A 24,138-nucleotide genomic window follows, 5' to 3' on the forward strand; every position below is an offset into this window, starting at 1 on the left:
CAGCCCCCGCGCACTCGGCGACATCATCGCCGCAGCGCTCCATCTCACCCACTTCGAATACCGGTACCTACCGCAATCTCGTTGAGATCACCTCAGTGGGCAAGCTGCCTTCTTGGCAGGCCTTCGAGCACGATGTGACCGCGGGATTCGAGAGACTTACTTACTAGCAGATGCCGGTCAGCAAGTCGTGTCGCCGCGTTGAGGGCTATGCCGCAGTGCCCCGCGTCGTGCACGCGGCCGTCATGGCAATGGCGTGATCAGGGCGGCGGCGAGGTCGGCGGTGCGGCCCAGCAGGCGGGCGGTGGCGATCGGGTCCATGTAGTCCTGGTAGGAGACGATCTCGCCGTCGCGGACGCGGATGATGCCGAGGGCGTGGAAGCGGTACGGCTCGCCGGTCACGGCGGAGCGGCCGTAGTGCTCGATCTGCGCCACGACGACCTCCGGGTCGTCGGTGTCGCGGACCACCGCGTCGACGCCGTCCATCTCGAACAGGCGGCGCGAGCCCGACGCGCCGCCGTGGTAGGCGCGGATCGCCTCCCGGCCGTGCAGTGCGCGGGGCTGGCCCGGCAGGGCGAACGGGTATTCCAGGACGCCGTCCTCGGCGAACAGGTCGGCGAAGGGCACTCCCTCGCCGGCCACCATCCGGCGGACCTGCTCGGCCATGTCGCGCGATGATCGTGTCATGTCTCCTCCAGTATAATCGGAACGATGACCCCGGTTAGACGATACGGAACGGTGGCCCCGTTTAGCAATGGCTGAGCAACCCATGCGCGCCGACGCCCGGCGCAACCGCGACCGCATCCTCGTCGCGGCCCGGGAGGCGTTCGCGGGGGCCGGGCTCGCCGTGCCCCTGGACGAGATCGCCGCCCGCGCCGGGGTCGGGCCCGGCACCGTCTACCGGCACTTCCCGACCAAGGAGGCGCTGTTCCAGGCCGTCATCACAGAACGCGTCGCGGGCCTCGTCGCCGAGGCACGGCGGCGGGCGACGGACGACGACGCGGGCGAGGCGTTCTTCGGGTTCCTGGCCCTGCTGGGCGCCGAAGGCGCCGCAAAACGCGACACCTCCGACGCCATGACCGTCCCCGGCCCGATCATCGCGGAGCTGCACGAGGCGGTCGGTGTCCTGCTGACCCGCGCGCAGGACGCGGGAGCGGTCCGCCCCCGCGTCACCACGGAAGACTTGTTCGCGTTCCTGAAGAGCCTGCTCGCCACGGTGCACGACGCCGGCGACCAGGACCGCGGCGAGCGGCTCCTCGCGATCCTGGCCGACGGCCTGCGGGCCACCGGTCCGCGCGGCCCGGCCGCTGCTTGACGCCCGGCGCCGGGCCGCCGGTCGACCGGCGACACGCCCGGCATCGTAGCGGCGGCCGTCAGGCCCGGGTGGTGCTGGTCTCGGTGTACTGCCGGTAGTCGTAGGCGCCCGGCACCGAGATGGCGTCGCCGAGGGGACCGATCAGGCTGTCCTTCAGCGCGAGGGGCCCGCCGAGCAGCACGGCGCGGGTGAGGGTCGCGGAGTTCTCCGAGAAGTACGCCTGTGTCGGCAGGGTCAGGTCACCGGCGCGGGCCAGCAGCAGCGGCCCGCCGTTGGTGCCGGTCATCGCGCCGCCGGTGAGTGCGTCGAACCAGGTGGCGGCGGTCGCGACCGCGGCGGTGGTCGGCACGGGGAAGAAGTACCGCGCCACCTCGACGGCTGTCTCGAACTCCGTGGCCCCGTAGAGGCTGCGCGGGAGCGTGGTGATCGGCCAGGACGGCATCTGCCCGGCCATCTTGCCGTTGATGACCGCGTGCATCGCGGGGCCGCCGATGGCGCAGATCTCCGTGCCGCCGTCGTGGAACGGGTCCGGGTCGAAGGTGTTCAGGTACGCCGCGGTCGCGGCCGGCATCCTTTCTCCCGCGCACAGGACCACCACGGCGCCCGGGTTCGCGCCGGCCGCCGCACCCGCGGCGAGCGCGTCGTAGTACTTCAGTGACGTCGCGACCATGACCTTCGTCGGGGCCGGGCTGACGGCTTTCGCGATGGCGACCGCCGTCTCGTACTCGTCCTGGCCCCACAGCCGCACGGCCGTGAATCCCATCGCCTGCACCTGGGTCTCGACCTGCGCCGACAGTGCGGCGGTGCCGCCGAGCAGGTACACGGTGCCGCCGGGCGCGAGGACCCGCCGCATCTCCGCCTGCGTGTCGGCGTGCAGCTTCTTCGGCGGCGTGATCAGCAGCGGGCCCTGCTTGACGACGGCGAGCGCCGACCCGCCGAGCGCGTCGAGGTACGTGTCGTCGCGGGACAGCACGACGGCCTTCGCCGGGGCGCGGACCCCGTCGCCGGTGTCGCCGGAATCGTGGTCGGCCCAGTTGTACCGGGACGCCGCAACCGCGGTGCCCAGCGCCGTCTGCCCCCAGACCCGCTCCACGACGTTGCGCCGCACCGGCTGGCACGTCGGCTGGCTGCCGTTGGTGACGAGGGTCGTCACGGCCCGTGAGCCGACGTGTATCCGCTTGATCTTCGGGGTGCCGGACTCGACGCTGGTGAACAGGATCGCGGTGCCGTCCGTCGACCAGGCCGGGTCCCGGTTCGCGACGCTGCCGGTGCTGATCGCCGTGGTCAGCTGGGTGGCGTTGCTGCCGTCGGCGTAGGCGATCCAGATCTGGTCGCCGCCCCCGACCACCCGCACGAAGGCGATCCTGGAGCTGTCCGGGTCGAAGTCCGGGGCCTTGGCGTTGGCGATGAGCTGCACGGACGAGGTGCGCCCGGTGACCCGGTGCACGGCGTTGCCGTGCTCGAACACGAAGGTGCCGTCGGCGGCGAGCGCCGGATGCGCGTAGGGCTTGCCGTCCAGCGGCGACTCGAAGTACCACCTGGTGGCGTGCATGAGATTGCTCGGTGCCGCCGGCTCCATCATGATCCCCTGACCGGCGGCGATGATGTAGCTGCCGTCGGGGGTGAACGCGGGGTCGGGGACGACGCCGGCGTAGAGGCCCGCGACCCGGAACGGCTCGCTGCCGTCGGCGCGCACCGACTCGATGGTGGACCCGGTCGAGTACACGAACCGGCTGCCGTCCGGTGCCCAGGTGCCGCAGCCGCCGACCTCGCCGCCGGCGTCGTCGGCGAGGACCCGCTGGTCGGTGCCGTCGTGCTTCGCGGACCAGATCTGCGTGCCGCGGCGGAACGTGATCCGGCCGGGGCTACCCGGCAGTGCGGCGCCGGCGCGGCGGCCGGGGTTGAGCGCGGGCGCGACGGCCAGCCCTGCCGCCGCGGCGGCCGCGCCGAGCAGCGCGGACCGCCGGGTGAGTGCGAACGACATGGTTCCCCCGTGAAGTCGAGTGATCACCGGCTATCCGGTGATCACCGCGACATCGTAGGGTCCGGGTGTGTTCCGCGCTACCGGCCGGTGGAGGTCTCCGTGTACTGGCGGTAGTCGTACGCGCCGGGGGCGGCGATCGACCTGCCGAGCGGGTCGATCAGCAGGTCCTTCAGGGCGAGGGGCCCGCCGAGCAGGACACCGTCGGTGAGGGTCGCGGAGTTCCCCGAGAAGTACGCCTGGGTCGAGGGGGGCAGGTTGCCGACGGCCGCGAGCAGCAGCGGCCCGCCGTTCGCGCCGATCATCGCGCCGCCGGTGAGGGCGTCGAACCAGGTGGCGCCGGTCGCGACGGCGGCGGTGCGGGGGTTCGGGAAGAACGACTGCGCCACGAGCACGGCGGTCTCGTACTCGTCCTGCCCGGAGACGTTGATGATGAACGGGTCCTGCGGCCAGGACGGCATCAGCCAGCGGCGTTTCGCGTCCAGCATCGCCGCCCATGCCGGTCCGCCGGCGGCGTAGATCCTGGTGGCGGGCGGCGCCTGCAGCGTGTTGAGGTACGTGGCGGTGGCCGCGGGCAGGGTCGCGCCCGCCGAGAGCACCACGACGGTGCCCGGGTTCGCGCCGGCGGCGGCCCCCGCGGCGAGCGCGTCGTAGTACTTCAGCGACGTCGCGACGATGACCGCGGACGGGGTGGGTGTGATGGCCTTCGCCACGGCGACCGCCGTCTCGTACTCGTCCTGCCCCCACAGCCGGACGGTCTTGTAGCCGAGGCCGGTCAGCGTGGACTCGACGGCCGCGGACAGTGCGACGGTCCCGCCGAGCAGGTACACGGTGCCGCCGGGGGCGAGGACCCGCTGGATCTCCGCCTTCGCCTGGCCGTCCAGCGACCGGGGCGGCGTGATCAGCAGCGGCCCCTGCTTCACGATCGCGAGCGCGGACCCGCCGAGCGCGTCGAGGTACGTGTCGTCCCGGGACAGCACGACGGCCTTGGCGCCGCGGTCGGGCCAGTTGTACCGGGACGTCGCCACGGCGGTGCCGATCGCCGTCTGCCCCCAGACCCGGTGGACGGAGTTGCGGTTCACCGGCTGGCACGTCGGCTCGCTGCCCTTGGCGACCAGCAGGTCCACGGTCTTCGACGCGACGTCGATCCGTTTGATCTTCGGGGTGCCGCCCTCGACGCTGGTGAACAGGATCGACAGGCCGTTCGTCGCCCAAGCCGGGTCGGTGTTGGACGCGCTGCTGGTGTTGGCGGCCGTGGTCAGCTGGGTCGCGGCGGAACCGTCGGCGGCGGCGATCCAGACCTGGCCGTCGCGCACGAACGCGAGTTTCGAACTGTCCGGGGAGAAGTCCGGGGCGGCGGCGTTGTCCAGGACTTTCGTCACCGCCCCGGCGCTCTGTACCCGGTAGATCGCCGTCCCGAGCTGGCACACGACGGTGCCGTCGGCGGCGACGGCGGCCGCGGAGGCGCCGGCGACGCTGGTCAGTTCGGTGCCGGCCGCACCGGAGAGCACGTTGCCGGACGCGTTGTGGACCAGCAGCTTCGGGCCGGTGGCGGTGACGCCGGTGTAGATGACGTTCGCGCCGTCGTGCGTGTAGACCGGCTCGGTGGTGTCGAAGCCCCACGGGCCGCAGACCCTGACGCGTTCGGTGCCGTCGGCGCGGACGGAGAAGATCGTGTTGTCGGAGGTGTACACGAACCGGCTGCCGTCCGGTGACCAGCAGCCGGACCCGGCGGTCACGCCCGAGGCGAGGACCCGGGCGTTGTTGCCGTCGAGGTCGGCCCACCAGATCTGGTCGCCGCGCTTGTAGGTGAGCCCGGCGGTCTTGCCGGGCAGCGACGCGTTCGCGGTGCGCTGGCCGGGGATCAGCCCGGACATCGCCGTCCCGGTCGCCGCGGCGACCGCTCCGAGCATCGCGGACCGTCGTGTCAGCGCGAACGCCACCGTGCCCCCCAAGCCGTCCGGTCGCCGGCCCCCCGGCGATCACCCGGACATCTTAGGGTCACACTGTGATGATCAGGTCGCCGTTCTCGCCGATCCGTACGTCATAGACCCGTAACGCCGGCTGGCCGGTGCTGGAGCAGCCGGTCGCAAGGTCGTACACATGCTGATGCAACGGGCATATGACGACGTTCGCGTCGATGAGCCCGTCGGCGAGAGGGCCACCGGCGTGGGGGCAGATCGCGGACACGGCCCGCACGCCGCCGCCCCGCAGCCGGAACACCGCGACCTGCTGCCCGTCCACGACGTAGACGCGGCCCTCACCCACCGGGATGTCCGCGGCGGGTCCGAGGACGCCGGTCATCGGACCGGCACCTGCGGCAGCACGACCAGCGGCAGCGACGTGCGGAACTGGCCCGGGACCGCGGGGTCGAGGCCTTCCTTCCACGGGTCGCGGTACGCGGCCACCGCCGCCTCCATCCGTTCGTCGAGGCCCGCGCCGAGCCCTTCGCGATCAAGGACGATCAGGTCACGCAGCCGTTCGATGCCCAGCCGCGGCACGAACGCGTAGGTGCGTTCCAGCCAGTTGGCGTTCTCCCGGTAGTACTGCAGGAACCGCCCCGTCAACCGCATGACCTCGTCCGGGGTGTCGACGGTGGCGAGGAGGTCGCCCTTGCGGATGTGCGCGCCGGCGGCGCCGCCGACGTAGATCTCCCACCGGCCGCCGTCGATCGCGACGACGCCGAGGTCCTTCACGTACGCCTCGGCGCAGTTGCGCGGGCAGCCGGTGACGGCGAGTTTCATCTTGCCGGGGCTTTCCAGGCCCTGGAAGCGGGTCTCGATCGCGATGCCGAGGGCGGTGGAGTCACCGACGCCGAACCGGCAGTAGTCGGACCCGACGCACGTCTTCACGGTGCGCATGCTCTTGCCGTACGCGTACCCGGACGGCATGTCGAGGTCCGCCCAGACGGCGGGCAGGTCCTCCTTGCGGATGCCGAGCAGGTCGATGCGCTGCCCGCCGGTGAGCTTGACGAGCGGGACGGCGTACTTGTCGGCGACGTCGGCGATGCGGCGCAGCTGGTCGGGGGTGGTGACGCCGCCCTTCATCTGCGGCACGACGGAGAACGTGCCGTCGCGCTGGATGTTGGCGTGGACGCGGTCGTTGATGAACCTGGCGCCGCGCTCGTCGACGTAGTCGTCGCCCCACAGCATCCGCAGCAGCGACACGAGTCCCATCTTGCTTTTCGCGTCCTCCTCACCGCCCGCCAGGGCGTCGAAGACCGCGGAGACGCTGCGGAGGTTCCGGTCGCGGATCGCCGCGATGAGTTCCGGTTTCGTCATCGGTACGCCCGGCACGTACCAGCTGGCGGACGGGTCCTCCTCGGCGGCGCCGCCGGCAGCCCAGTCGACGATCTGCTTGACCAGCGACGTGCAGGAGCCGCAACCTTTCCCGGCCCGGGTCCGTTCCATGACCCCGGACAGGGTCTTCACGGTCTTCGCCGCGTCGGTGATCGCCGCTTTGCTCACGCCGTTGCAGTTGCACACCTGCGCGTCGTCGGCGAGCTCGGCCGCGCTCTGCGACGCGGTGGGCGCGCCGAGGTCGAACAGGAGCCGGACCCGGTCCTCGGGCAGCGGCAGGCCCCGGTCGAACGCCTGCATGAGGAACCCGACCTTCGCCACGTCGCCGAGCAGGGTCGCGCCGACGAGCCGGCCGGCGCGGATGATGACGCTCTTGTACACGCCGCGGCCCGGCTCGGCGAACACCACGAACTCGTCGCCGTCCGCCGGGGTGGTGATCCCCATCGCGGCGACGTCGACGCCGGCGACCTTGAGCTTCGTCGCGGTCCGCGACCCGTGATACGCGGCCTTCTCGTTGCGGCCGGTGACGTGGTCGGCGAGCACCCTGGCCTGCTCCCACAGCGGCGCGACCAGGCCGTACGTCTCGCCGCGGTGCTGGACGCACTCCCCCACCGCGTAGATGTCGGGTTCGTCGAGGCACCGCAGCTGGTCGTCGACGACGATCCCGCGTTCCACGGTGAGGCCGCTGATCTCCGCGAGGGCCGTGTTGGGGCGGATCCCGGCGGCGACGACGACCATGTCGCAGGGGATGACCCGCCCGTCGGCCAGCCTGACGCCCTGCACCCGCTCCTTGCCTTCGATCGCGTCGGTACGGGCGGCGAGCTCGACGCCGATGCCGAGCCGTTCGACGCCGGCCTTCAGGATGGCGCCGCCCTGCGCGTCGAGCTGCGCGTTCATCAGGTGCCCGGCGGCGTGCACGAGCGTCACCGCGACCCCGTGCGCCTGCAGCCCGCGCGCGGCCTCCAGGCCCAGCAGGCCGCCGCCGATGACGACGGCGCGTTCGTGGTCCCGCGCGTACCGGATCATGCCCCGGGTGTCGTCGATCGTCCGGAACGTGAACACGCCCTGGTGGTAGCCGCGTTTCGGGTGGTGCATGTTCGCGATCGGCGGGATGAAGGGCCGGCTGCCGGTGGCGATGACCAGCTTGTCGTAGCGCAGCTCGGTGCCCTGATCGTCGAGGACGACCTTCGCGAACCGGTCGATCCGCTCGACCTTCACCCCTGCCCGCAGGTCGATGCCGTTTCCTGTGTACCAGGGCAGGCTGTTGAGGAAGATGCCGTCCTCGTCCTGCGCCCCGGACAGCACGTTGGACAGCATGATCCGGTTGTAGTTGCCGTACGGCTCCTCACCGAACATCGTGATGCCGAACTGTTCCCCGCCGCCGCGTTCGAGGATCTCCTCCACGGCCCGCGCGCCGGCCATCCCGTTGCCGATGACGACGAGTCGCTGCATCGGCCCTACACCTCCACGAGCCCGAGGTCGACGACGATCGCCCCGGTGACCCCTTCGGGCGCCCCGACGAGCAGCTCCACGACGGTCCCGCTGTCCAGGTCCTCCACGACGCGCAGCGGCACGTGCACGTCGCCCTTCGCGCCGATCGGGAAGTACCGCATCGGCACGCCGTCGCGGGTCAGCACCACGTAGACGAGCTCGCCGCTGGTGTTGCCGCCCCGGAAGTACACCGTCTGCGCGACCACCCCCGCCGGCACGGTGTAGCTCAGTGCCGCGTCGAGGGGCACCGGCGCCTCGATCCCTTTCCCGGCGAACGGGTACACACCCTGCAGAAACCGTGGCGTCGACCGCACGTGACCCCGTCCTCTCCTCGTCGTCCCGCGGTCGATCCTGTCCACCCGCCGTTACACCCCGGTGCCGCCCTTGTTACGCCCCGCGGAGCGTGTCCTCTCCGCCCGCCCGGGCACACTGTGAGCGCGCTGCCGTGCGACCCGTCAGCCGATGCGGTCGCCGTACACGTGGTCGACGGTCATCGTCATCAGCACCCGGCGGTCGGAGACCATGACGGCCCGGTACTCGTCCCAGTCCGGGTGCTCGCCGGCGGCGCGCCGGTAGTACTCGACGAGGGCCTCGACCTCGGGCCCGTCGGGGTCGGTGCCGGGGCCGGTGAGCGTCGCGATGCCCTCCGCCGTCGCCCAGGCCCTGCCGTCGGGGCCGGTGACCTCGAGCGTGGCCCGCGGGTCGCGGCGCAGGTTCGCGGTCTTCGCCCGGCCCTGCGTCATCGACACGAGGATCACCCCGGCGTCCCGGTCGTAGAACGGCATCACCGGCGACAGCTGCGGCCGTCCGTCGCTCTTGATCGTTGCCAGTACACCCAGCCTGCTCTCGGCAAGCAGTTCCCGTGGATCAAACGTCATGCCCCAATCATCCGCCACGCCCGTAGGCTTCGCGGGCATGGAGATGACCGAGTTCGACGCACTCGCCGGCCCGGCGCAGCGGAAGCTCGCCGCCATGAACGCCGAGTACGACCTCGGTCTGGTCGCCGGTGTGACCGCCACCGCCGAGCTGCTGCTGCGACGGGGTGCGGTCCAGGACGCCCTCGACGCCCTGGACCGGTATCACGACCTCAGAGCGTCGCGGTGAGCGCGGCCTTCGCGGCCCGGCTCGCGTCGTCCACCAGGACCTCCGTCCGGCCCGACGCGACCCCGTCCAGCGCGGCGGCGACCACGAACGCGGGGTCGAGCTTCGGCACGTCCCAGCCGGCCATCATGTCCGTGTCGGCGGCGCCGAGGTGGATGCCCGTCACGTGGGTGCCCTGCTCGGCCAGTTCCAGGCGGACGCCGTTGGTGAGGCTCCACTGGGCGGCCTTCGCGGCGCTGTAGGAGTTCGCGCCGTCGTAGTTCGCCCAGGACAGCAGCGACAGGACGTTGAGGATCGCGCCGCCGCCGTTCGCGGCGAGGACCGGCGCGAACGCCCGGATCACGTGCAGCGTCCCGAAGTAGTGGGTCTCCATCTCCAGGCGGACGGCGTCCAAGGGGCCGTCGACGAGGTTGGTGTTCGTGGCGACGCCCGCGTTGTTCACCAGCAGGGTCACGTCCTCGGCGACGCCGGCGGCCGCGGCGACACTCTGCGGTGACGTGATGTCGAGCTGTAGCACCCGCACGCCGGGCAGGTCGACGGTGCGTGGGTCCCGTGCGGTCGCGTAGACCGTGGTCGCGCCGCGGTTGAGCAGTTCCTGGGCGAAGTGCCGGCCGAGGCCGCGGTTCGCGCCCGTGACGAGCGCGACCGATCCGTTGATCTCCATACCGGGTACGCTAAAACCTGACGTTGACGTCAGAGGCAAGTGTGCTCGCAGTGAGGAGGATCGCAGGTGCGGATCGGGGAGCTCGCCACGAAGGCCGGCGTCAGCGTGCGGGCGCTGCGCTACTACGAGGAGCAGGGCCTCCTCGGCGCCGACCGCAGCCCGTCCGGCCAGCGGCACTACCCGGACGGTGCCGTCGACCGGGTCGTGCTGGTCCAGCAGCTGTACGCGGCGGGCCTGTCCAGCCGCCGCATCCTGGAGCTGCTGCCGTGCGTGTACACCGGCTACGCCACCCCGGAGACGCTGCGGCTGCTCGCCGCCGAACGCGACAGCATCGACGCGCAGATCGCCGGCCTCACCGCCACCCGCGACCGTCTCGACGCCGTCATCGCCGCCGCCGAGGCCAGCGTCACCGACGGCTGCCTTCCCCACCGCACGGCCGCCCGCCAGAACTGACCAGGCGGTCTCGGCTACCGTTCGGTGCCATGCCGTCGCTGCTCACACCCGCGTTGCCCGCCGGGTCGCTCGCCGGGTCGATCCAGCCGGTCCTGGACGGCGACGGCGTGCGGTTGCGGCCGTGGCGGGCGGCGGACGCGGACACGGTCGTCGCCGCGTACGCCGACCCTGACATCCAGCGCTGGCACTGCCGGACGATGACGGACGCCGAGGCGCGGGACTGGATCGCCCGCTGGCCGGCCCGGTGGCGGGCGGAGACCGCAGCGGGCTGGGCCGTCACCGGTCAGGACGGTGTCGCCGGGCAGATCAGTCTCCGCACGATAGACCTCTTCGAGGGTCTCGCCGAGGTGTCGTACTGGGTGCTGCCCCACGCCCGCGGCCGGGGCACCGCCGGCCGGGCCCTGCGGACCCTGACGGACTGGGCGTTCGGCACCCTCGGCCTGCACCGGATCGTCGTCTGCCACTCCACCGCGAACCATGCCTCGTGCCGGGTGGCGGACCGCGCCGGCTACCCCCTGGAGGGCACGAAACGCGGCGAGGTCCGGCACACCGACGGCTGGCACGACATGCACCTGCACGCCCGGGTCATGCCATGAACTCGCTGACCGGCCGCAACCGCACCGTCAGCAACGACACCGCGAGGGCGCTGTCGAGCCGGACGTCGAGGGGCCGGTTCGGGAACAGGTCCCTGCTGCGCGCCGACGGGATCGCGGCCGGGTCGAGCCCGTCCCGGATCGCGACGAGCACACCCAGGTCGTACCGGCTGAGCGGCTGAGGACCGGCGATGTTGAGGATCCCGCGGTGCCCACCGGCGGCGACCTCCAGGAGCGCGGCGGCGAGGTCGTCGACGTGGACCGGCATGCGGATCTCGTCGGTGAACAGTGCCCCGCCGACCCGCCCGGTCGCGAGGTCGTGGGTGAGGACCTCGTGCGCGCCGCCGTGCTCGGGGCCGTCGCCGAGGATCGTCGAGGTCCGGACCAGCGCCGCGCTCGGGTGGATCGCCGCGACGGCGGTCTCGGCGGCGGCCTTCGCGGCGCCGTACCGGTAGGTCGGGTCGGGCAGCGCGGACTCGTCGTAGTGGACCTCCCGGCCGGAGAACACGGCGTCGCTGGACATGTGCACGAGCCGTGCCCCGGCCGCCGCCGCCGCGACCGCGACGTGGGCGGCACCGTCGGCGAGCGACGCCCAGTCGCCGCGGTCCCGGCCGGCGGCCGTGTGGATGACCACGTCGGGGCGGGTGTCGCGGACCACGGCGGCGACCTGGTCGCGGTCGCGGATGTCGAGGCGCCGGTCGCCGCCGGGTGCGGGTGTCGCGAAGAAGGTGCCGGTGACCGTCCATCCGGCGGCCTTCGCCTGCTCGTACACGCGCCGCCCGAGCGAACCGGTCGCGCCGGTCACCAGCAGATTCCCCGTCATGGCCGGCGAGTTTACGACGCCGTGCGGGTCGCCGGCGTCCCGAACCACCGTGCCAGGCTCCTGTCGAGCCCGTCCTGGTCGTCGCCGGCCCACGCGACGTGGCCGTCCGGGCGGAGCAGGACCGAGGGCGTCGGCAGGTCGTCGACGACGTGGTCGACGCGGTCCGTCCAGCCTCGCACGGACAGCGCGCCGGTCCGGTCGAGGAGCAGCCCCCTGCCTTGGCGCATCAGCGTGTACAGGCGTGCCTGCTTGAGCGTGACGTCCGGCAGCCGCCGGCCGACCAGGTCGTGGCTGCCGTCGAGGTCGTAGCGGATGCCGATGGCGGTGATCTTCTCGGTGAGGTGGCGGCTGACGTCCTCGAACTCCATGAGCTCCGTCATGAGGCGCCGCAGTGGCTGCGCGCCGGGGTCCATCAGCATCGTCTGTGCCCTGGTGTTGTCCAGGACGTCGGCGGCGACCGGGTGCCGTTCGCTGTGGTACGTGTCGAGGAGCCCGTCGGGTGCCCAGCCGTCGACGGCGGCGGCGAGTTTCCAGCCGAGGTTGAACGCGTCCTGGATGCCGAGGTTCAGGCCCTGCCCGCCCAGCGGCGGGTGGACGTGGGCGGCGTCGCCGGCGAGGAACACGCGGCCGACCCGGAACCGCTCCGCCTGCCTGGTGCCGTCGCCGAACCGGGACAGCCACCGCGGCGAGTGCACGCCGAAGTCCGTCCCCGCGTACCGGCGCAGCTGCTGCCGGAAGTCCTCCAGGGTCGGCGCGGCGGCCCGGTCGGCGGCGACGCCGTCGGCGGGCACGACGACCCGCCACCTGCCTGAATCCCCGGCCGGGCCCAGCCCGAACCGCAGCTGCGTCCTGCGGATCTCCGCGACGATGCTGTGCACGGTGGCCGCCGGTGCGGTCACCTCCATCTCGCCGAGGAGTGTGTCGGCGCGGCTCGGCTCACCGGGGAACGCGACGCCGAGCAGCTTCCGCACGGTGCTCCGCCCGCCGTCGCATCCGACGAGGTACCGGCCTGTTCGCTGTTCGCCGTCGCGCAGGGTCACGGTGACCCCGTCGGCGTCCTGGCTCAGGTCCCGCACTTCGCTGCCGCGTCTGATGTCGGCGCCGAGCGCGTCCGCGTGCTCGGCGAGGATGCGTTCGGTCTCCGGTTGCGGGATGCCGAGGACGTACGCGTGGGCGCTGTCCAGGGCGGGCGCCGGTTTGACGATCCCGGCGAACGACCCGCCGACCGGGTGCTTCCGCCCGCGCTCCAGGAACCGCTCCAGGAGGCCACGCTGGTCCATCACCTCGATGCTGCGCACGTGCAGGCCGAGCGACCGCACATGCGCCAGCGGTTCGGCGTCCTTCTCCAGCACGACCACGCCGACGCCGTGCAGCCGCAGCTCGGCGGCGAGCATGAGCCCCGTCGGCCCGCCACCTGCGATGATCACGTCACTGTTCGTCACAAATCGTGCATTCTGCCGCGCACCCCGGGTCTTGCCGCAAGACCCGGGGTGCGGTATACGTTAGGAGTGGCAGGGAGTTGTTCTCCTTGCCTTTCTTCGTTTCGGAGAACGGTCGCGGGTGACGGGCCGGATCTCGATCGTCTATCGTTCCGGGTCGTTGACGGCCGCGCGTGCCCGTCGCAGGTGCTGCTCGATCCCTTCGGTCATCCGCCCGAACTCGGCGACGAGGTCCACGTCGCACCGGTCGGCGAGGACGAGCACCGACCACAGGCAGTCCGCGAGCTCGTGCCCGAGCTTGTCCCGCGCGTCCGGGACTACCCGCCGCCCGTCGACCGCCATGACGAGTTTCGCGAGGTCCCCGACGTCGCCGACGAACCCGAGCGCCAGGTCCCCGGTCGTCCAGGCACCCCGCCCGGCGGCGGTGTTGTGTTCGTCGTACATCGCGGCGATCGCCACGGCCCGTTCCTGCAGTCCGGCAATGTCCATGCCCGGAAACCTATCGGCGGCGGCGCCGGGCGCGGTAAAGCGCTGGACGGGTTGCCGCCCGGGCTTGTAGCTTGCGGTGGACCGAGACACCGCCCGAGGAGGTGAGACCCATGAACGTTGCAGTGAAGTGGGTGCTCCCCCTTGCCGTCACGGTCGGGCGATCGACGTAGGTGTCGCCGGGAGCGCCTCTGTCGAGAAGGCATCCCGAAAGGCAACACCCATGCATGCTCAGCAGTTCACCGAATCCACCGTGTTCGACGTCATCATCGCCGGTTGCGGGCCGACCGGCGCGATGCTGGCCGCCGAGCTGCGGCTGCACGACGTGCGGGTCCTCGTCCTGGAGCAGGACACCGAGCCCGTCTCCTTCGTCCGGATCGTCGGTCTGCACATCCGCAGTCTCGAGCTGCTCGCCATGCGCGGGCTGCTGGAGCGCACACTCGAACGTGGGCGGCGGCGCCCGGCGGGCAGCTACTTCGCCGCCATCGACAAACCCGCGCCCGACGGCCTGGACTCCCCGTACGCCTACCTGCTCGGCATCCCGCAGCCGGTCGTCGTCGACCTGCTCGAACGGCACGCGGTCGATCTGGGCGCGCAGGTCCGGCGCGGCTGCACGGTGACCGGCGTCGAGCAGGACGACGACGGCGTGACCGTCGAGCTGGCCGGCGGGGAGCGGCTCCGTTCGCGCTATCTCGTCGGCTGCGACGGCGCGCGCAGTACGGTGCGCAAACTCCTCGGCGTCGGTTTCCCCGGCGAACCCTCACGGACCGAGACGCTGATGGGCGAGATGGAGGCGGCGCCGCGGGAGGAGATCGCCGCCAAGGTGGCCGAGATCCGCGAGACCGATCAGCGGTTCGTCTTCGGCCCGTTCGGCGACCGGGTCTACCGCGTCGTCATCCCCGCTGCGGAGGTCCTTGACCGCGCGGAACCACCCACGCTCGAGGACTTCCGGCGGCAGTTGCGGAGCATCGCCGGGACCGACTTCGGTGTGCACTCCCCGCGCTGGCTGTCCCGCTTCGGGGACGCCACCCGGCTGGCCGAACGGTTCCGGGTCGGGCGGGTGCTGCTGGCTGGCGACGCGGCCCACATCCATCCACCCATCGGCGGGCAGGGCCTGAACCTCGGCGTCCAGGACGCGTTCAACCTCGGCTGGAAACTGGCCGGCGAACTCCGCGGCTGGGCGCCGGACACACTGCTGGACACCTACCAGGCCGAACGTCATCCGGTCGCCGAGGACGTGCTGGACAACACCCGCGCCCAGACGGCAGTGCTGGCGGACGGACCTGGCCCGCGGGCCGTGCGCAGGCTGCTCACCGAGCTGATGGACTTCGACGCGGTCAACCGTCATCTGCTCGAGAAGATCACCGCGATCGGCATCCGCTACGACTTCGGCGCGGGCCCCGACCTGCTCGGCCGCCGCCTGCCGGACATCGCCGTGCAGCACGGCAACCTCTACGGGCTGCTGCACCATGGCCGCGGCCTGCTGCTGGACCGCACCGGACACCTGACCGCCGGCGGCTGGTCTGACCGGGTCGACTCCCTCGCCGACCCCACCGCGGCACTGGACGTCCCGGCCGTCCTGCTCCGTCCCGACGGGCACGTCGCCTGGATCGGCGACGACCAGCAGGACCTGAACACCCAACTCTCCCGCTGGTTCGGCACGCCCGCCAGCTGATTCCCCGGGCGGACCGGAGGCAGGCGCCCGGGTGCGGCGTCTGCCTCCGCGGGTCAGGGACCGGAGGCCGGGGCCTGGTCGCCCCGCGAGAGGCCGCCGCTGAGCTTGGCGAGCGCGAGCCAGTTGCCCGCGGCGGCCAGCCGGTCCATCTCGTCGCCGGCCTCGTCCAGCCGGTCCGTCCTCGCCAGGAGATAGCCCAGCGCTGCGTACGCGCTGAGCTCGCCGGCGGCGATCGCCGTCCTCGTCTGGCGGAGCGCCTCGTCGAGGTGCCCCCGGCCGGTCAGCAGCCGCACCAGCCGGGGGCGGGTCTCGGTCTCGCCGGCCGTGACCGCCGCCCGGTACACCTGCAGCGCCTCCTCGACGCGGCCGTCCTGCTCCAGCAGCTCGCCGAGCGGCCAGTACGCCACGGATCCGTGGCCGAGCACCGCCCGGTACTCCGCGACCGCCTCGTCGACGCGGCCCTGGTCGGCGAGCAGACGGGCGAGGCAGATGACGCCTGCGGGGCCGTCGTCGGCGATGACCGTCCGGTGCTCGGCGATGGCCTCCTCGACGCGGCCGAGCTTCCCGAGCAGGAGGGCGAGGCCTTCGCGGGTGCCCGTCAGGCCGGCGTCGATCCCGTGCCGCCACGCCGCGACCGCCTCGTCGTGGCGGCCGAGGTCGCGGTACAGCATCGCGAGGCCGAGCCAGCAATGGACGTGCCCGCCGGCGATGCCTGCCCGGAGGGTCGCCTCGGCCTCATCGACCCGGCCCTGTTCGACCAGCAGGTCGGCGTGGTCGAGGGGATCGTCGCCGCTGATCATGACGTGACTGTATGCCTCGCGTGTCGCATCAGCTCAGCTGGTACTGCCATCCTTCGGCCCGCCATTCGAAGGTCGCAGCGACCAGCTCCCGGACGGTGAGGCCGGTGGTCACGTGCTCCAGGGCGCGGTACGTGGCGAGGTGCCCGATCAGCATCACGCGTTGCCCGGCCCACCTGGTCGGCAGATCGGCGAGGAACCGCACCACCCGGGCGATCGCCTGCGCATGGCTTTCACCGCCGGGATACGGCCGGTCGCAGTACTCCAGACGGTCGTCCTTGACGTCGGCGGCGGGTGAACCGTTGCGGGTGCCGAAGTCGCACTCACGCAGCCGCCAGTCGTAAAGGACCGGGATGCCGGTGCCGCCGAACGCGATCTCCGCGGTCTGCGCCGCGCGACGCAGGTCCGACGTGAACACCGCCGTGATGCCGTCGCCGCGCCGCCGCCGTCCCATGTCGGCCGCGTTGGCCCGCCCCTGCTCGCTGAGCCGCCCGGGCAGCCATCCGGTGGCGATGCCGCGCTCGTTGTCCTCGCTCAACGCATGCGTCTCGAACACGACTTCGATCGACATCCTCCGACAGTACCGGCGGACGCCGCACGCCCGGTCAGTGCCGGAGCAGCCCGGCGACCTCGATGGGCCGCACGTGCCCGTCCGGCGGCGCGCTGCGGTGCAGTTCGAGCCCGATGTCGACGACGACCGCGCGTTCCAGGGCGGCGACGTCGCTCACCGGTGTCCACCGGGCGAGGTCGGTCGAGCCGTTCGTCTCGTGCCGGAGTGCTCCGCCGGCTGACCAGCGACGGTGACGTCGAAGGCGCGGCCGATCGTAGCCCGTCCGTCAGTACGTAGGGATTGGGCGCTCGTCGATGACGCGCCGTTGGCGGGCGGTGACACAATCGGTCCGTCGCATCAACGAAGGGTGATATTTGTGTCGGAGGTTGAGTTCACCCCGGCGGTGTTGCTGGCCGGCGCAGCCACCGCCGAACCGACCGGGACCACTGCCGGCAGGCACCAGGCGGACCTACGGGGAACGACGGGCGTCCAGGTCGGTGACTACAACACCCAGCACAACTACTACGCGGGACGGCCGGTGGTGTCGTGGCCGCACCTGGTGGGGGTGGCGCCACCGGTGGCGGTGGGCAGGCTGGACCGACCGGCGGACACCACATTGCACGCGGCGCTCACGACGGACGGCACTGCAGCCGGTGCGGTGGTGGTGTGTCAGGTCCTGGCCGGTCTCGGCGGGGTCGGTAAGACACAGCTGGCCACGAACCTGGCGCAACGCTGGTGGCAGCACGGGCTGGTGGACCTGCTCGTGTGGGTGACCGCGACCTCGCGGATCGAGGTACTGACCCGCTACGCCCAGACCGCCGCCGATGTCACCGGCGTCGAGGACTCGAATCCGGGCGATGGTGCGCAGCGACTGCTGGCCTGGCTGGCCAGCAGCGGCCGACGGTGGCTCATCGTGCTCGATGATCTGACCGACCCGGCCGACCTGCAAGGATTGTGGCCACCGGTCACCATCACGGGCCGCACTGTCGTCACCACCCGCCGCCGCGACGCCGCGCTGATCGACGGCCGGACAATGATCGACGTCGACGTGTTCACCCCGGCCGAGGCCGTCGAATACTTGCACGGCAAACTCGGCAACCAACCTCACCGCGTCGACGAAGCCGCCGACCTGGCCCAGGATCTGGGCTGGTTGCCGCTGGCGTTGGCGCAGGCCGCCGCCTACATCACCGACCAGGACCTGACCTGCGCCGGCTATCGTCGCCGCCTTTCCCGCCGCGACCTGCACGCCCTACGGCCTTCGACGCTGCCCGATGATCAGCACGCCGCGGTCGCCAATACCTGGGCACTGTCGATCGACCTCGCAGATACCGCCACCGGCGGCATCGCCGGGATCCTGCTACAGCTCGCCTCGCTGCTGGACCCCAACGGCATCCCACCCCAGCTCTTCACCACCACCGCTGTCACCGCCTACTGCGCCGCCCGTATCGGGCAACCGGTCGAGGCCAACGACGCCCATGATGCCGTGCGAGCCCTGCACCGGCTCGGCCTTGTCACCGCCCCGACAGGCTCCGACATCGGTGCGGTGCGGGTGCACGCGCTGCTGCAACGTGTCGTACGGGAGAACACCCCCCACCAGTATCAATCTGACCTGGCCATCACCGCGGCCGACGCCATCAGCGAACTCTGGCCCAGCGACAAACCGGATGTCGGCGCGGCACAACCACTCCGCGTCAACACCATCGCCTTGAACCGGCACGCCAGCGCCCACCTTTGGACCGCCCGCCAAGGCGCGCACCCCGTGCTGTTTCAAACAGGGCGAAGCCTGGGAAACATCGGGCTCGTCGCCGCCGCCCGCGACTACTTCTCCCGACTTCACGACACCGGAGTGCGGCATCTCGGCTCCAGGCACGCTGATACGCTGCGCGCACGCAGCAACTACGCCTGGTGGCAAGGGAAAACCGGAGAGGTCGCACGCGCGATCGCCGCTGGTGAGCAGCTGCTTGTCGATCAGGTGCAGGTGCTGGGGCCGGGCCATCCCGACACCCTGAGCACTCGTAACGACCTTCTCGCCTGGCAAGCGCAAGCGCAGGCGGACGCACCAGCACGGGCTGCACGCACGTTCCAGGAACTCGTCGACGACTATGTACGGTATCTAGGTGTCGATCACCCCGGGACCCTGACAGCCCGCAACAACTTGGCCCGGTGGCGCGGCCGGGCCGGGGATTTGAACGGTGCCATCAAGGCGTTCCAGGCCCTTGTCCACGACTCGCTGCGGATCCTCGGACCTGACCACCTCGGCACATTACGTGCCCGCAGCAATCTGGCCTGGTGGCAGGGGGAGGCCGGCGATCCGGCCGGTGCTGTTGACACGTACCGCCAGGTCCTGAACGACCGACTGCGCGCTTTCGGACCCGACCACCCTGACACCCTTCGCACCCGCAGCAACATTGCCTCGTGGCAAGGGCACGCAGGTGATCCTGCCGGCGCCGTCGACATCCATGGCCAGGTCCTCGTCGACCGGCTGCGTGTCCTCGGTCCGGACCACCCTGACACCTTTCGCACCCGTAGCTACCTCGCTTCCTGGCTAGGGCGGGCCGGAGACGCCGTCAGCGCCGCCACCGCCTTCGAGCAACTCCTCACCGATCAGCTGCGTGTCCTCGGTCCGGACCACCCCCTCATCGTCGCCACACGTGACAGCCTCGCCCACTGGAAACGAGTCGCCGACGCCCAGCCGGCGTCCGAAGAAGGCGCTCAGTAGATCCGGTGGCTAGCCGGCGGTTCCGATAGCCCGAGGGCCAGCGCAGGTTCGTGGTCCGAACCGGATCGATCTCACCGACCAGCTGGTGCTGCCGACCGGCTTCCGCGCGGGCCTGTCCCATCACGGTGTACGTGGCGGCCCGGCCGGCCGAGCGTCGATCCGTTCAACCGGCCGGCGGTCCACCACCAACCCAACCCCACCGACGAGCCTGGCGAGGTTCCCGGAACGGACAGCGGCTGTCCGTTCCGGGTGCATCTGACAAGGCGCGCCTCCGTCGAACTGGGGATTATCAGATGCATTGGGTCTTCCATCCCGCGTCTGGTCCGCCGTATCTGATAGGAGCGAAATGTGAAGCAGCTGCCACGACCATGCTCAACCGGGCTCTGGGGACACCGGCTCGCGTAAGGCGTCCGCCAACAGCTCGTAGGTCTCCTGCACCGCCCCTACCGTGCTCGGCAGCACCACCGTCCCTGGGCGCTGACGTACGACCTCCATCAGGTTGTCGTACATGGTTGCGAGCACGACATGCCCGCCGCCCAGCTCGATGAGACGGTGGTGGTGGCGAATCCACGGGTCATCGCTTTCCTGAGCGCGGCGGTCGAACCGCGCGATCGCCGCTTTCCGCTCGTCGAGCAGGACGACTTCACGGAAGCCCGCCCCGTGCTGGTGCGCGAGATTCTCAAGCTCGATGACCTCGTCGACCTTGGCGTGGTACTGGGGCAGGACGACATCGCGCCCGCCCTCCAGATGGGTTTTCGCCATGGCCCGGACCAGGGACCACACGACCGGCCACGTGTCGGTTTCCTCGTCCTGCCACCCGCCCACCAGGCGGTGCAGGGCATCGACGTCAAGATTCAAAGTGCCGGGATTCCGGTCTGCGTAGAGCGCCGACAGGGTGGACTTGCCGATGCCCGGCGGGCCGTTCAGATGGATGAGCCGCGCCATCCCGTCACCTCCATCGATCGCAATGCCACCAACCAGCTCTTCCAGCCGCGAGGCGGACCACATTGGGAGCCGCGTTCATCAGCTCACCAACGACGATCCGTCTTATCAGGTTCATCGGACCCTTTTCTCAGACCGACGGTCCGGCGTGTCAGTTGTACCGGGAGATATCAGCTTCCCCGGGACCGGACAGGCGCCATCGCCTCCAGGACGCGTTCAGCGCGGATCAGCGCGCATAACAGTGATTATGGTGTAGCTCGATCGCAGGTAATTATCGGATTATCAGTAACTGCAATTCGGCAACTCGGCGTGTCGTGTGCCGTGATGAACGCTGGAACCTCTACGCTCACGCCCGTGAAAGACGCGAAGGGCGCTGCGGCGCCGACCTGGGTGCACGCCCGCATCGACGCCGCCGGTGGTCCGGCGGAGAGGTCCGGGGCGAACACCGCGGGAAGCGCTCCCGGGACGCCCGCAGCCGGCGAGCCGGAGAACCCCGCTAGAGGCACTGTGGGAGGCATTGCGGGAGGAAACGCTCGGGGGAAGGCGACCAGGGCCGTCGCCGGGAGCGTCCCGCCGGGCACCGTCCGGCACCCGGCCGCCGACGCCGCGGCCGGCGCGGCCGGCGCGGAGACGGACTCAGGCCCTGGTGGGGAGGGGCGGGAGCAGGACGGGGAGGAGCGGCCGTGTGCGCACTGCAGTCGGCCCGTTCCGCAGCGCAACGCGGCCGGGCGGCCGTTCAGGTACTGCCGGGACAACGACGGAGAGTGCCAGCGAAACGCCCGCAATGCCCGGCTCCGGCACCGGTCCTCCCCTGGGCTCAGCGGGCAGGTGGCGCGGGCGTTCGAGGTTGCCGAGCGCCTCGACCAGGTCGTGGAGACGCTGGTCGAGGCGCTGCACGATGAGCTCTCCCCCATCGGGGTGGAGCGGCAGATCGCCCAGGCGCGCGCCGAGGCGGCCGCCGGGGTCCTGACCGCCCACGCCGAACGCGACGACGCCCGCTCGGCAGCGCAGCAGGCCCTCGCCGCGGCCAAGAGCGCCGAGGCGGCCGTGAATGCCGCCAGGACGGCGGCCGACAATGCCGTCCGGGCCGCGGACAGTGCGGCGGCGGCGGCTCGTACCGACGCCGAAAACGCGCAAGGAGCAGCCGAGGCGGCACGGCAGGCCGCCGACCGCGCCCGGGACGACGCCCAGCGGGCCCAGGAGGAGGCGGCCGTCCAGGTCGCCGAGGCGCACGCTGACGCGGCCCGGCGGATCGACGCCGCCGAACGCGCTGCCCGGGACGCCGACGCGGCCGCGGCAGTCGCGACCGTCGACCGGGACACGGCCCGCCGGGAAGCGGCGACCGAGGCTGCGCTGCGGGCGGAGGCATACCGGGAACGCGACACCGCCCGCACCGCCGCCGACACCGCGGCCCGCGACCGCGACGCCCTCGAACGGACCCTGCAGAGCCGCCTCGAGGAGGGCACCCGGGTGCGGCGGCGGATGGAGGACGCGCAGGAACGCGCCGAACGGCTGCAGGGTGACGTGATCCGGCTGCAGGATGAGAACCGCCGGCTGGAGGGTGAATTGCAGCGGTCCAGGGACCGCGCCGACGATCTCCGTGCGCAGCTCACCCGGGCCGTGGAGCGGGAGGTGACGGCGCAGGCGCAGCTGCAGCAGCAGCTCCAGACGTTGAGCGGGGCGCTGGCGCAGCTGACCGGTTCCCGTCAACCGCCGGTGCCGGCTGCCGAAACTACCGGTGGTGAGGCGCGCCACGGCGCGGCCTAACTGGTCGATCATTGAAACCCAACGTAAAATAACCGTACCGACCCGGCGACTGGACTACCGCCAGACCCGGAAGGTCGTGTAATCTGCCCGCCCGCAGTGGGAATCGTCAGACCACGTGGTGTCGTTGGTTACAACGAAGCGCAACACGATTCGAAGGGGAAGACCGACCATGGGCGAGCGCATGCTGCGCGGCAGCCGTCTCGGAGCCGTCAGCTACGAGTCCGACCGCAACACCGAGCTGGCCCCGCGTCAGACCCGAGAATACCTGTGCGCCAAGGGGCACCAGTTCGAGGTGCCGTTCGCTGTCGACGCCGAGGTCCCGATGACCTGGGAGTGCAAGTTCGACGGCAGCGTCGCCCGGCTGGTCGACGGCAACGAGCCGGAGGCGAAGAAGGCGAAGCCGCCGAGGACCCACTGGGACATGCTGCTGGAGCGGCGCTCCATCGCGGAGCTCGAGGACATCCTCAACGAGCGCCTCGAAGAGGTCCGCCACCGCCGCGGCCGTTCCGCGTAACCGGGGACAACCGCATAAGCACGCCTGACAGCACGGACGCCCCGACGGTCGACGACCGTCGGGGCGCTCTGCGTGCGGACTGCGGCAACTGTTTCGGGCTGTGCTGTGTCGCGCCCGCGTTCTCCCGGTCGTCGGATTTCGCGATCGACAAACCCGGTGGCCACGCCTGCCCCAACCTCGGCGCCACGTTCGCCTGCGGGATTCACACGTCGCTGCGGCCGCGCGGTTTCGCCGGTTGCACGGTGTACGACTGTTTCGGCGCCGGACAGAAGGTCGCGCAGGAGACGTTCGCCGGCCGTGACTGGCGCGCCGCTCCCGCGACGGCACCGCTCATGTTCGACGTGTTCGCGACCATGCGCCATTTGCATGAGCTGCTCTGGTACCTGTCGGAGGCCCGCGACCTGCCGGCGGCGGAGCCGCTGTACGCGCAGCTCGACGCGGTCCTGACCGGCACCCGCCGTCTCACGGACCTGCCGGCGGAGCAGCTCGCCGCCGTCGACGTCGACGCGCACCGGATGACGGTCGTGCCGCTGCTGCGTCGCGCGGGCGAGCTCGGCAGGGCGCAGGTGCGTGGGAAGCGGCCGTCGTTCCAGGGCAGAGACCTCGTCGGGAAGGACCTGCGCCGCACCGATCTGCGTGGTGCGGATCTGCGCGGTGCGTCAGCGGTCGGCGCTGACCTGCGTGGCACCGACCTGGCGGCCGCGGACGTGACCGGCGCGGATCTGCGCGGCGCCGACCTGCGGGGTGCGGATCTGCGCCGGACGTTGTTTCTGATCCAGTCGCAGCTGGACGCCGCCCGCGGTGACGCCGCGACCCGGTTGCCGGTGACGCTCACCCGTCCGGGCCACTGGACCTCCCGCCGCTGACCTCGGCCCCGTCGCGTCCCGGGCCGTGGTGGCCGCTGCCGTCGTCGTCGGCACCGCCCGGCACCGCGCCGCCGGACACAGGTCCGCCGGAGACCAGGTCGCCTGACGCACGTCCGCCCGGTGAAGCGCCGCCGGGCGATACCTCACCGGACAATCTCCTCACCGGGCAACGCGTCGCCGGGCTGTGCGCCGCCGGGCAATGCATCGCCGGACAACGCCGCACTGGGCCGCGCCTCGGGCTGTGCCTCGCTTGGCGAGGGTGAGGGTGAGGGCGACGGCGGGGCGAACGACGGGTCAGGCCGCGCGACGGCTGATGGTGCGGGTGGCAGGGCGGGTGGCAGGGCGTCGCTGACCGTGGCGTGGACCGGGATCCGGCCGCTCAGCCCGACCGTTTCCAGCAGACCGGCAAGGAACGGCGACGGTGCCGCCAGCCGTAGGAACCCTCCGTCGGCGACGCACCGGTTGTGGCTGTACGCGAACGTGCCGAGCCCGACCGAGTCGCAGAACTCGACGCCGCCGAGGTCCACCACGATCCGGGACTGTCCGCTGTCCAGCGCACGGTGCATCGCCTCGCGTAAGAGTGGGGCCGAGTCGATGTCGAGGGCCCCGAGCAGCCTCACGAGCACGACACCGTCGGGACGTTCGGTCACTGCGACATCCATCGTT

General features: G+C 71.5%; 25 protein-coding genes. 9 read left to right on the forward strand and 16 right to left on the reverse strand.

The genetic code is table 11. The annotated features are described in order from the left end of the window. Window positions 1–240 precede the first annotated feature (240 nt). Window positions 241–684: a nuclear transport factor 2 family protein gene (locus ABZS58_RS39655; protein WP_354788776.1), complete on the reverse strand. Its 444-nt coding sequence runs from the start codon at window positions 682–684 to the stop codon at window positions 241–243. A gap of 67 nt (window positions 685–751) precedes the next feature. Here ABZS58_RS39655 and ABZS58_RS39660 point away from each other — a divergent pair, with 67 nt between their 5' ends. Beyond that, entirely contained in the window at window positions 752–1,312 is a 561-nt protein-coding gene (locus ABZS58_RS39660; RefSeq protein WP_354788778.1) for a helix-turn-helix domain-containing protein, read from the forward strand. Between the two features lie 58 nt (window positions 1,313–1,370). Here ABZS58_RS39660 and ABZS58_RS39665 read toward each other — a convergent pair whose 3' ends face one another. The 6 genes from ABZS58_RS39665 to ABZS58_RS39690 all read right to left on the reverse strand — a co-directional run bounded on the left by ABZS58_RS39665 (window position 1,371) and on the right by ABZS58_RS39690 (window position 8,961). Beyond that, window positions 1,371–3,296, reverse strand: coding sequence for a cell wall-binding repeat-containing protein (locus tag ABZS58_RS39665; protein WP_354788779.1), 1,926 nt, complete (start codon window positions 3,294–3,296; stop codon window positions 1,371–1,373). A gap of 77 nt (window positions 3,297–3,373) precedes the next feature. Continuing rightward, on the reverse strand, window positions 3,374–5,236 hold the full coding sequence (locus ABZS58_RS39670) for a cell wall-binding repeat-containing protein (protein ID WP_354788781.1): 1,863 nt from the start codon (window positions 5,234–5,236) through the stop codon (window positions 3,374–3,376). Window positions 5,237–5,294: 58 nt separating this feature from the next. Continuing rightward, a complete protein-coding gene (locus ABZS58_RS39675) occupies window positions 5,295–5,597 on the reverse strand; it encodes a Rieske (2Fe-2S) protein (protein WP_354788782.1) in 303 nt (100 codons plus the stop codon). Beyond that, window positions 5,594–8,044: a nitrite reductase large subunit NirB gene (gene nirB / locus ABZS58_RS39680; protein WP_354788784.1), complete on the reverse strand. Its 2,451-nt coding sequence runs from the start codon at window positions 8,042–8,044 to the stop codon at window positions 5,594–5,596. The genes ABZS58_RS39675 and nirB overlap by 4 nt, the downstream gene beginning before the upstream one ends. A 5-nt stretch (window positions 8,045–8,049) precedes the next feature. Further along, entirely contained in the window at window positions 8,050–8,397 is a 348-nt protein-coding gene (locus ABZS58_RS39685; protein WP_354788786.1) for a molybdopterin oxidoreductase, read from the reverse strand. 141 nt (window positions 8,398–8,538) lie between these two features. Continuing rightward, window positions 8,539–8,961 (reverse strand): PPOX class F420-dependent oxidoreductase, encoded by a 423-nt coding sequence (locus tag ABZS58_RS39690; RefSeq protein ID WP_354788788.1) that lies wholly within the window; start codon window positions 8,959–8,961, stop codon window positions 8,539–8,541. A gap of 37 nt (window positions 8,962–8,998) precedes the next feature. On the opposite strand from ABZS58_RS39690, the gene ABZS58_RS39695 reads away from it, so the two are divergent. Then, window positions 8,999–9,187: a hypothetical protein gene (locus ABZS58_RS39695; RefSeq protein WP_354788789.1), complete on the forward strand. Its 189-nt coding sequence runs from the start codon at window positions 8,999–9,001 to the stop codon at window positions 9,185–9,187. Here ABZS58_RS39695 and ABZS58_RS39700 read toward each other — a convergent pair. Continuing rightward, a complete protein-coding gene (locus tag ABZS58_RS39700; RefSeq protein ID WP_354788791.1) occupies window positions 9,171–9,848 on the reverse strand; it encodes an SDR family oxidoreductase in 678 nt (225 codons plus the stop codon). The genes ABZS58_RS39695 and ABZS58_RS39700 overlap by 17 nt on opposite strands. A 66-nt stretch (window positions 9,849–9,914) precedes the next feature. On the opposite strand from ABZS58_RS39700, the gene ABZS58_RS39705 reads away from it, so the two are divergent. Next, window positions 9,915–10,301: a MerR family transcriptional regulator gene (locus ABZS58_RS39705; RefSeq protein ID WP_354788793.1), complete on the forward strand. Its 387-nt coding sequence runs from the start codon at window positions 9,915–9,917 to the stop codon at window positions 10,299–10,301. 29 nt (window positions 10,302–10,330) lie between these two features. Continuing rightward, complete coding sequence (locus ABZS58_RS39710; protein WP_354788795.1) at window positions 10,331–10,897, forward strand: GNAT family N-acetyltransferase; 567 nt, start codon at window positions 10,331–10,333, stop codon at window positions 10,895–10,897. Here the strand turns inward: ABZS58_RS39710 and ABZS58_RS39715 are convergent. The 3 genes from ABZS58_RS39715 to ABZS58_RS39725 form a co-directional block, all read right to left on the reverse strand. After that, complete coding sequence (locus ABZS58_RS39715) at window positions 10,887–11,717, reverse strand: sugar nucleotide-binding protein (protein WP_354788796.1); 831 nt, start codon at window positions 11,715–11,717, stop codon at window positions 10,887–10,889. The genes ABZS58_RS39710 and ABZS58_RS39715 overlap by 11 nt on opposite strands. A gap of 11 nt (window positions 11,718–11,728) precedes the next feature. Next, entirely contained in the window at window positions 11,729–13,144 is a 1,416-nt protein-coding gene (gene rox, locus ABZS58_RS39720; protein ID WP_354788797.1) for a rifampin monooxygenase, read from the reverse strand. 156 nt (window positions 13,145–13,300) lie between these two features. Beyond that, window positions 13,301–13,645, reverse strand: a complete 345-nt coding sequence (locus ABZS58_RS39725; protein ID WP_354788798.1) for a nucleotide pyrophosphohydrolase — start codon at window positions 13,643–13,645, stop codon at window positions 13,301–13,303. 220 nt (window positions 13,646–13,865) lie between these two features. Here ABZS58_RS39725 and ABZS58_RS39730 point away from each other — a divergent pair, with 220 nt between their 5' ends. Next, window positions 13,866–15,317, forward strand: coding sequence for an FAD-dependent monooxygenase (locus ABZS58_RS39730; RefSeq protein WP_354788800.1), 1,452 nt, complete (start codon window positions 13,866–13,868; stop codon window positions 15,315–15,317). Between the two features lie 53 nt (window positions 15,318–15,370). On the opposite strand, the gene ABZS58_RS39735 is transcribed toward ABZS58_RS39730, so the two are convergent. The 3 genes from ABZS58_RS39735 to ABZS58_RS39745 are packed head-to-tail and all read right to left on the reverse strand — an operon-like array spanning window position 15,371 to window position 16,842. After that, window positions 15,371–16,117, reverse strand: coding sequence for a tetratricopeptide repeat protein (locus tag ABZS58_RS39735; RefSeq protein WP_354788802.1), 747 nt, complete (start codon window positions 16,115–16,117; stop codon window positions 15,371–15,373). A gap of 28 nt (window positions 16,118–16,145) precedes the next feature. Next, window positions 16,146–16,685, reverse strand: coding sequence for a histidine phosphatase family protein (locus tag ABZS58_RS39740; RefSeq protein WP_354788804.1), 540 nt, complete (start codon window positions 16,683–16,685; stop codon window positions 16,146–16,148). 34 nt (window positions 16,686–16,719) lie between these two features. Next, complete coding sequence (locus ABZS58_RS39745) at window positions 16,720–16,842, reverse strand: hypothetical protein (protein ID WP_354788805.1); 123 nt, start codon at window positions 16,840–16,842, stop codon at window positions 16,720–16,722. Between the two features lie 198 nt (window positions 16,843–17,040). Here ABZS58_RS39745 and fxsT point away from each other — a divergent pair, with 198 nt between their 5' ends. Beyond that, complete coding sequence (gene fxsT / locus ABZS58_RS39750; RefSeq protein WP_354788807.1) at window positions 17,041–19,383, forward strand: FxSxx-COOH system tetratricopeptide repeat protein; 2,343 nt, start codon at window positions 17,041–17,043, stop codon at window positions 19,381–19,383. A 372-nt stretch (window positions 19,384–19,755) separates the two neighbouring features. On the opposite strand, the gene ABZS58_RS39755 is transcribed toward fxsT, so the two are convergent. After that, a complete protein-coding gene (locus tag ABZS58_RS39755; protein ID WP_354788808.1) occupies window positions 19,756–20,328 on the reverse strand; it encodes an AAA family ATPase in 573 nt (190 codons plus the stop codon). Between the two features lie 351 nt (window positions 20,329–20,679). On the opposite strand from ABZS58_RS39755, the gene ABZS58_RS39760 reads away from it, so the two are divergent. From ABZS58_RS39760 to ABZS58_RS39770, 3 genes are all read left to right on the forward strand, one after another. Next, entirely contained in the window at window positions 20,680–22,092 is a 1,413-nt protein-coding gene (locus tag ABZS58_RS39760; RefSeq protein ID WP_354788809.1) for a serine/threonine protein kinase, read from the forward strand. A gap of 169 nt (window positions 22,093–22,261) precedes the next feature. Then, on the forward strand, window positions 22,262–22,606 hold the full coding sequence (locus ABZS58_RS39765) for an RNA polymerase-binding protein RbpA (RefSeq protein WP_033364323.1): 345 nt from the start codon (window positions 22,262–22,264) through the stop codon (window positions 22,604–22,606). Window positions 22,607–22,674: 68 nt separating this feature from the next. Further along, window positions 22,675–23,472 (forward strand): pentapeptide repeat-containing protein, encoded by a 798-nt coding sequence (locus ABZS58_RS39770; protein WP_354788880.1) that lies wholly within the window; start codon window positions 22,675–22,677, stop codon window positions 23,470–23,472. 143 nt (window positions 23,473–23,615) lie between these two features. On the opposite strand, the gene ABZS58_RS39775 is transcribed toward ABZS58_RS39770, so the two are convergent. Further along, window positions 23,616–24,134, reverse strand: coding sequence for an STAS domain-containing protein (locus ABZS58_RS39775; RefSeq protein ID WP_354788811.1), 519 nt, complete (start codon window positions 24,132–24,134; stop codon window positions 23,616–23,618). Window positions 24,135–24,138 lie beyond the last annotated feature (4 nt).

Origin of the sequence: Dactylosporangium sp. NPDC005555, from assembly GCF_040605635.1 — a bacterium.
Classification (GTDB): Bacteria; Actinomycetota; Actinomycetes; order Mycobacteriales; family Micromonosporaceae; genus Dactylosporangium.

What these genes read in the sequence shown, in the direction of transcription:
- ABZS58_RS39655 (WP_354788776.1), bottom strand. Translation starts at nt 684, where the DNA reads ATGACACGATCATCGCGCGACATGGCCGAGCAGGTCCGCCGGATGGTG.
- ABZS58_RS39660 (WP_354788778.1), top strand. Translation starts at nt 752, where the DNA reads ATGGCTGAGCAACCCATGCGCGCCGACGCCCGGCGCAACCGCGACCGC.
- ABZS58_RS39665 (WP_354788779.1), bottom strand. Translation starts at nt 3,296, where the DNA reads ATGTCGTTCGCACTCACCCGGCGGTCCGCGCTGCTCGGCGCGGCCGCC.
- ABZS58_RS39675 (WP_354788782.1), bottom strand. Translation starts at nt 5,597, where the DNA reads ATGACCGGCGTCCTCGGACCCGCCGCGGACATCCCGGTGGGTGAGGGC.
- nirB (WP_354788784.1), bottom strand. Translation starts at nt 8,044, where the DNA reads ATGCAGCGACTCGTCGTCATCGGCAACGGGATGGCCGGCGCGCGGGCC.
- ABZS58_RS39690 (WP_354788788.1), bottom strand. Translation starts at nt 8,961, where the DNA reads ATGACGTTTGATCCACGGGAACTGCTTGCCGAGAGCAGGCTGGGTGTA.
- ABZS58_RS39695 (WP_354788789.1), top strand. Translation starts at nt 8,999, where the DNA reads ATGGAGATGACCGAGTTCGACGCACTCGCCGGCCCGGCGCAGCGGAAG.
- ABZS58_RS39700 (WP_354788791.1), bottom strand. Translation starts at nt 9,848, where the DNA reads ATGGAGATCAACGGATCGGTCGCGCTCGTCACGGGCGCGAACCGCGGC.
- ABZS58_RS39710 (WP_354788795.1), top strand. Translation starts at nt 10,331, where the DNA reads ATGCCGTCGCTGCTCACACCCGCGTTGCCCGCCGGGTCGCTCGCCGGG.
- ABZS58_RS39715 (WP_354788796.1), bottom strand. Translation starts at nt 11,717, where the DNA reads ATGACGGGGAATCTGCTGGTGACCGGCGCGACCGGTTCGCTCGGGCGG.
- ABZS58_RS39725 (WP_354788798.1), bottom strand. Translation starts at nt 13,645, where the DNA reads ATGGACATTGCCGGACTGCAGGAACGGGCCGTGGCGATCGCCGCGATG.
- ABZS58_RS39730 (WP_354788800.1), top strand. Translation starts at nt 13,866, where the DNA reads ATGCATGCTCAGCAGTTCACCGAATCCACCGTGTTCGACGTCATCATC.
- ABZS58_RS39735 (WP_354788802.1), bottom strand. Translation starts at nt 16,117, where the DNA reads ATGATCAGCGGCGACGATCCCCTCGACCACGCCGACCTGCTGGTCGAA.
- ABZS58_RS39740 (WP_354788804.1), bottom strand. Translation starts at nt 16,685, where the DNA reads ATGTCGATCGAAGTCGTGTTCGAGACGCATGCGTTGAGCGAGGACAAC.
- ABZS58_RS39755 (WP_354788808.1), bottom strand. Translation starts at nt 20,328, where the DNA reads ATGGCGCGGCTCATCCATCTGAACGGCCCGCCGGGCATCGGCAAGTCC.
- ABZS58_RS39765 (WP_033364323.1), top strand. Translation starts at nt 22,262, where the DNA reads ATGGGCGAGCGCATGCTGCGCGGCAGCCGTCTCGGAGCCGTCAGCTAC.
- ABZS58_RS39775 (WP_354788811.1), bottom strand. Translation starts at nt 24,134, where the DNA reads ATGGATGTCGCAGTGACCGAACGTCCCGACGGTGTCGTGCTCGTGAGG.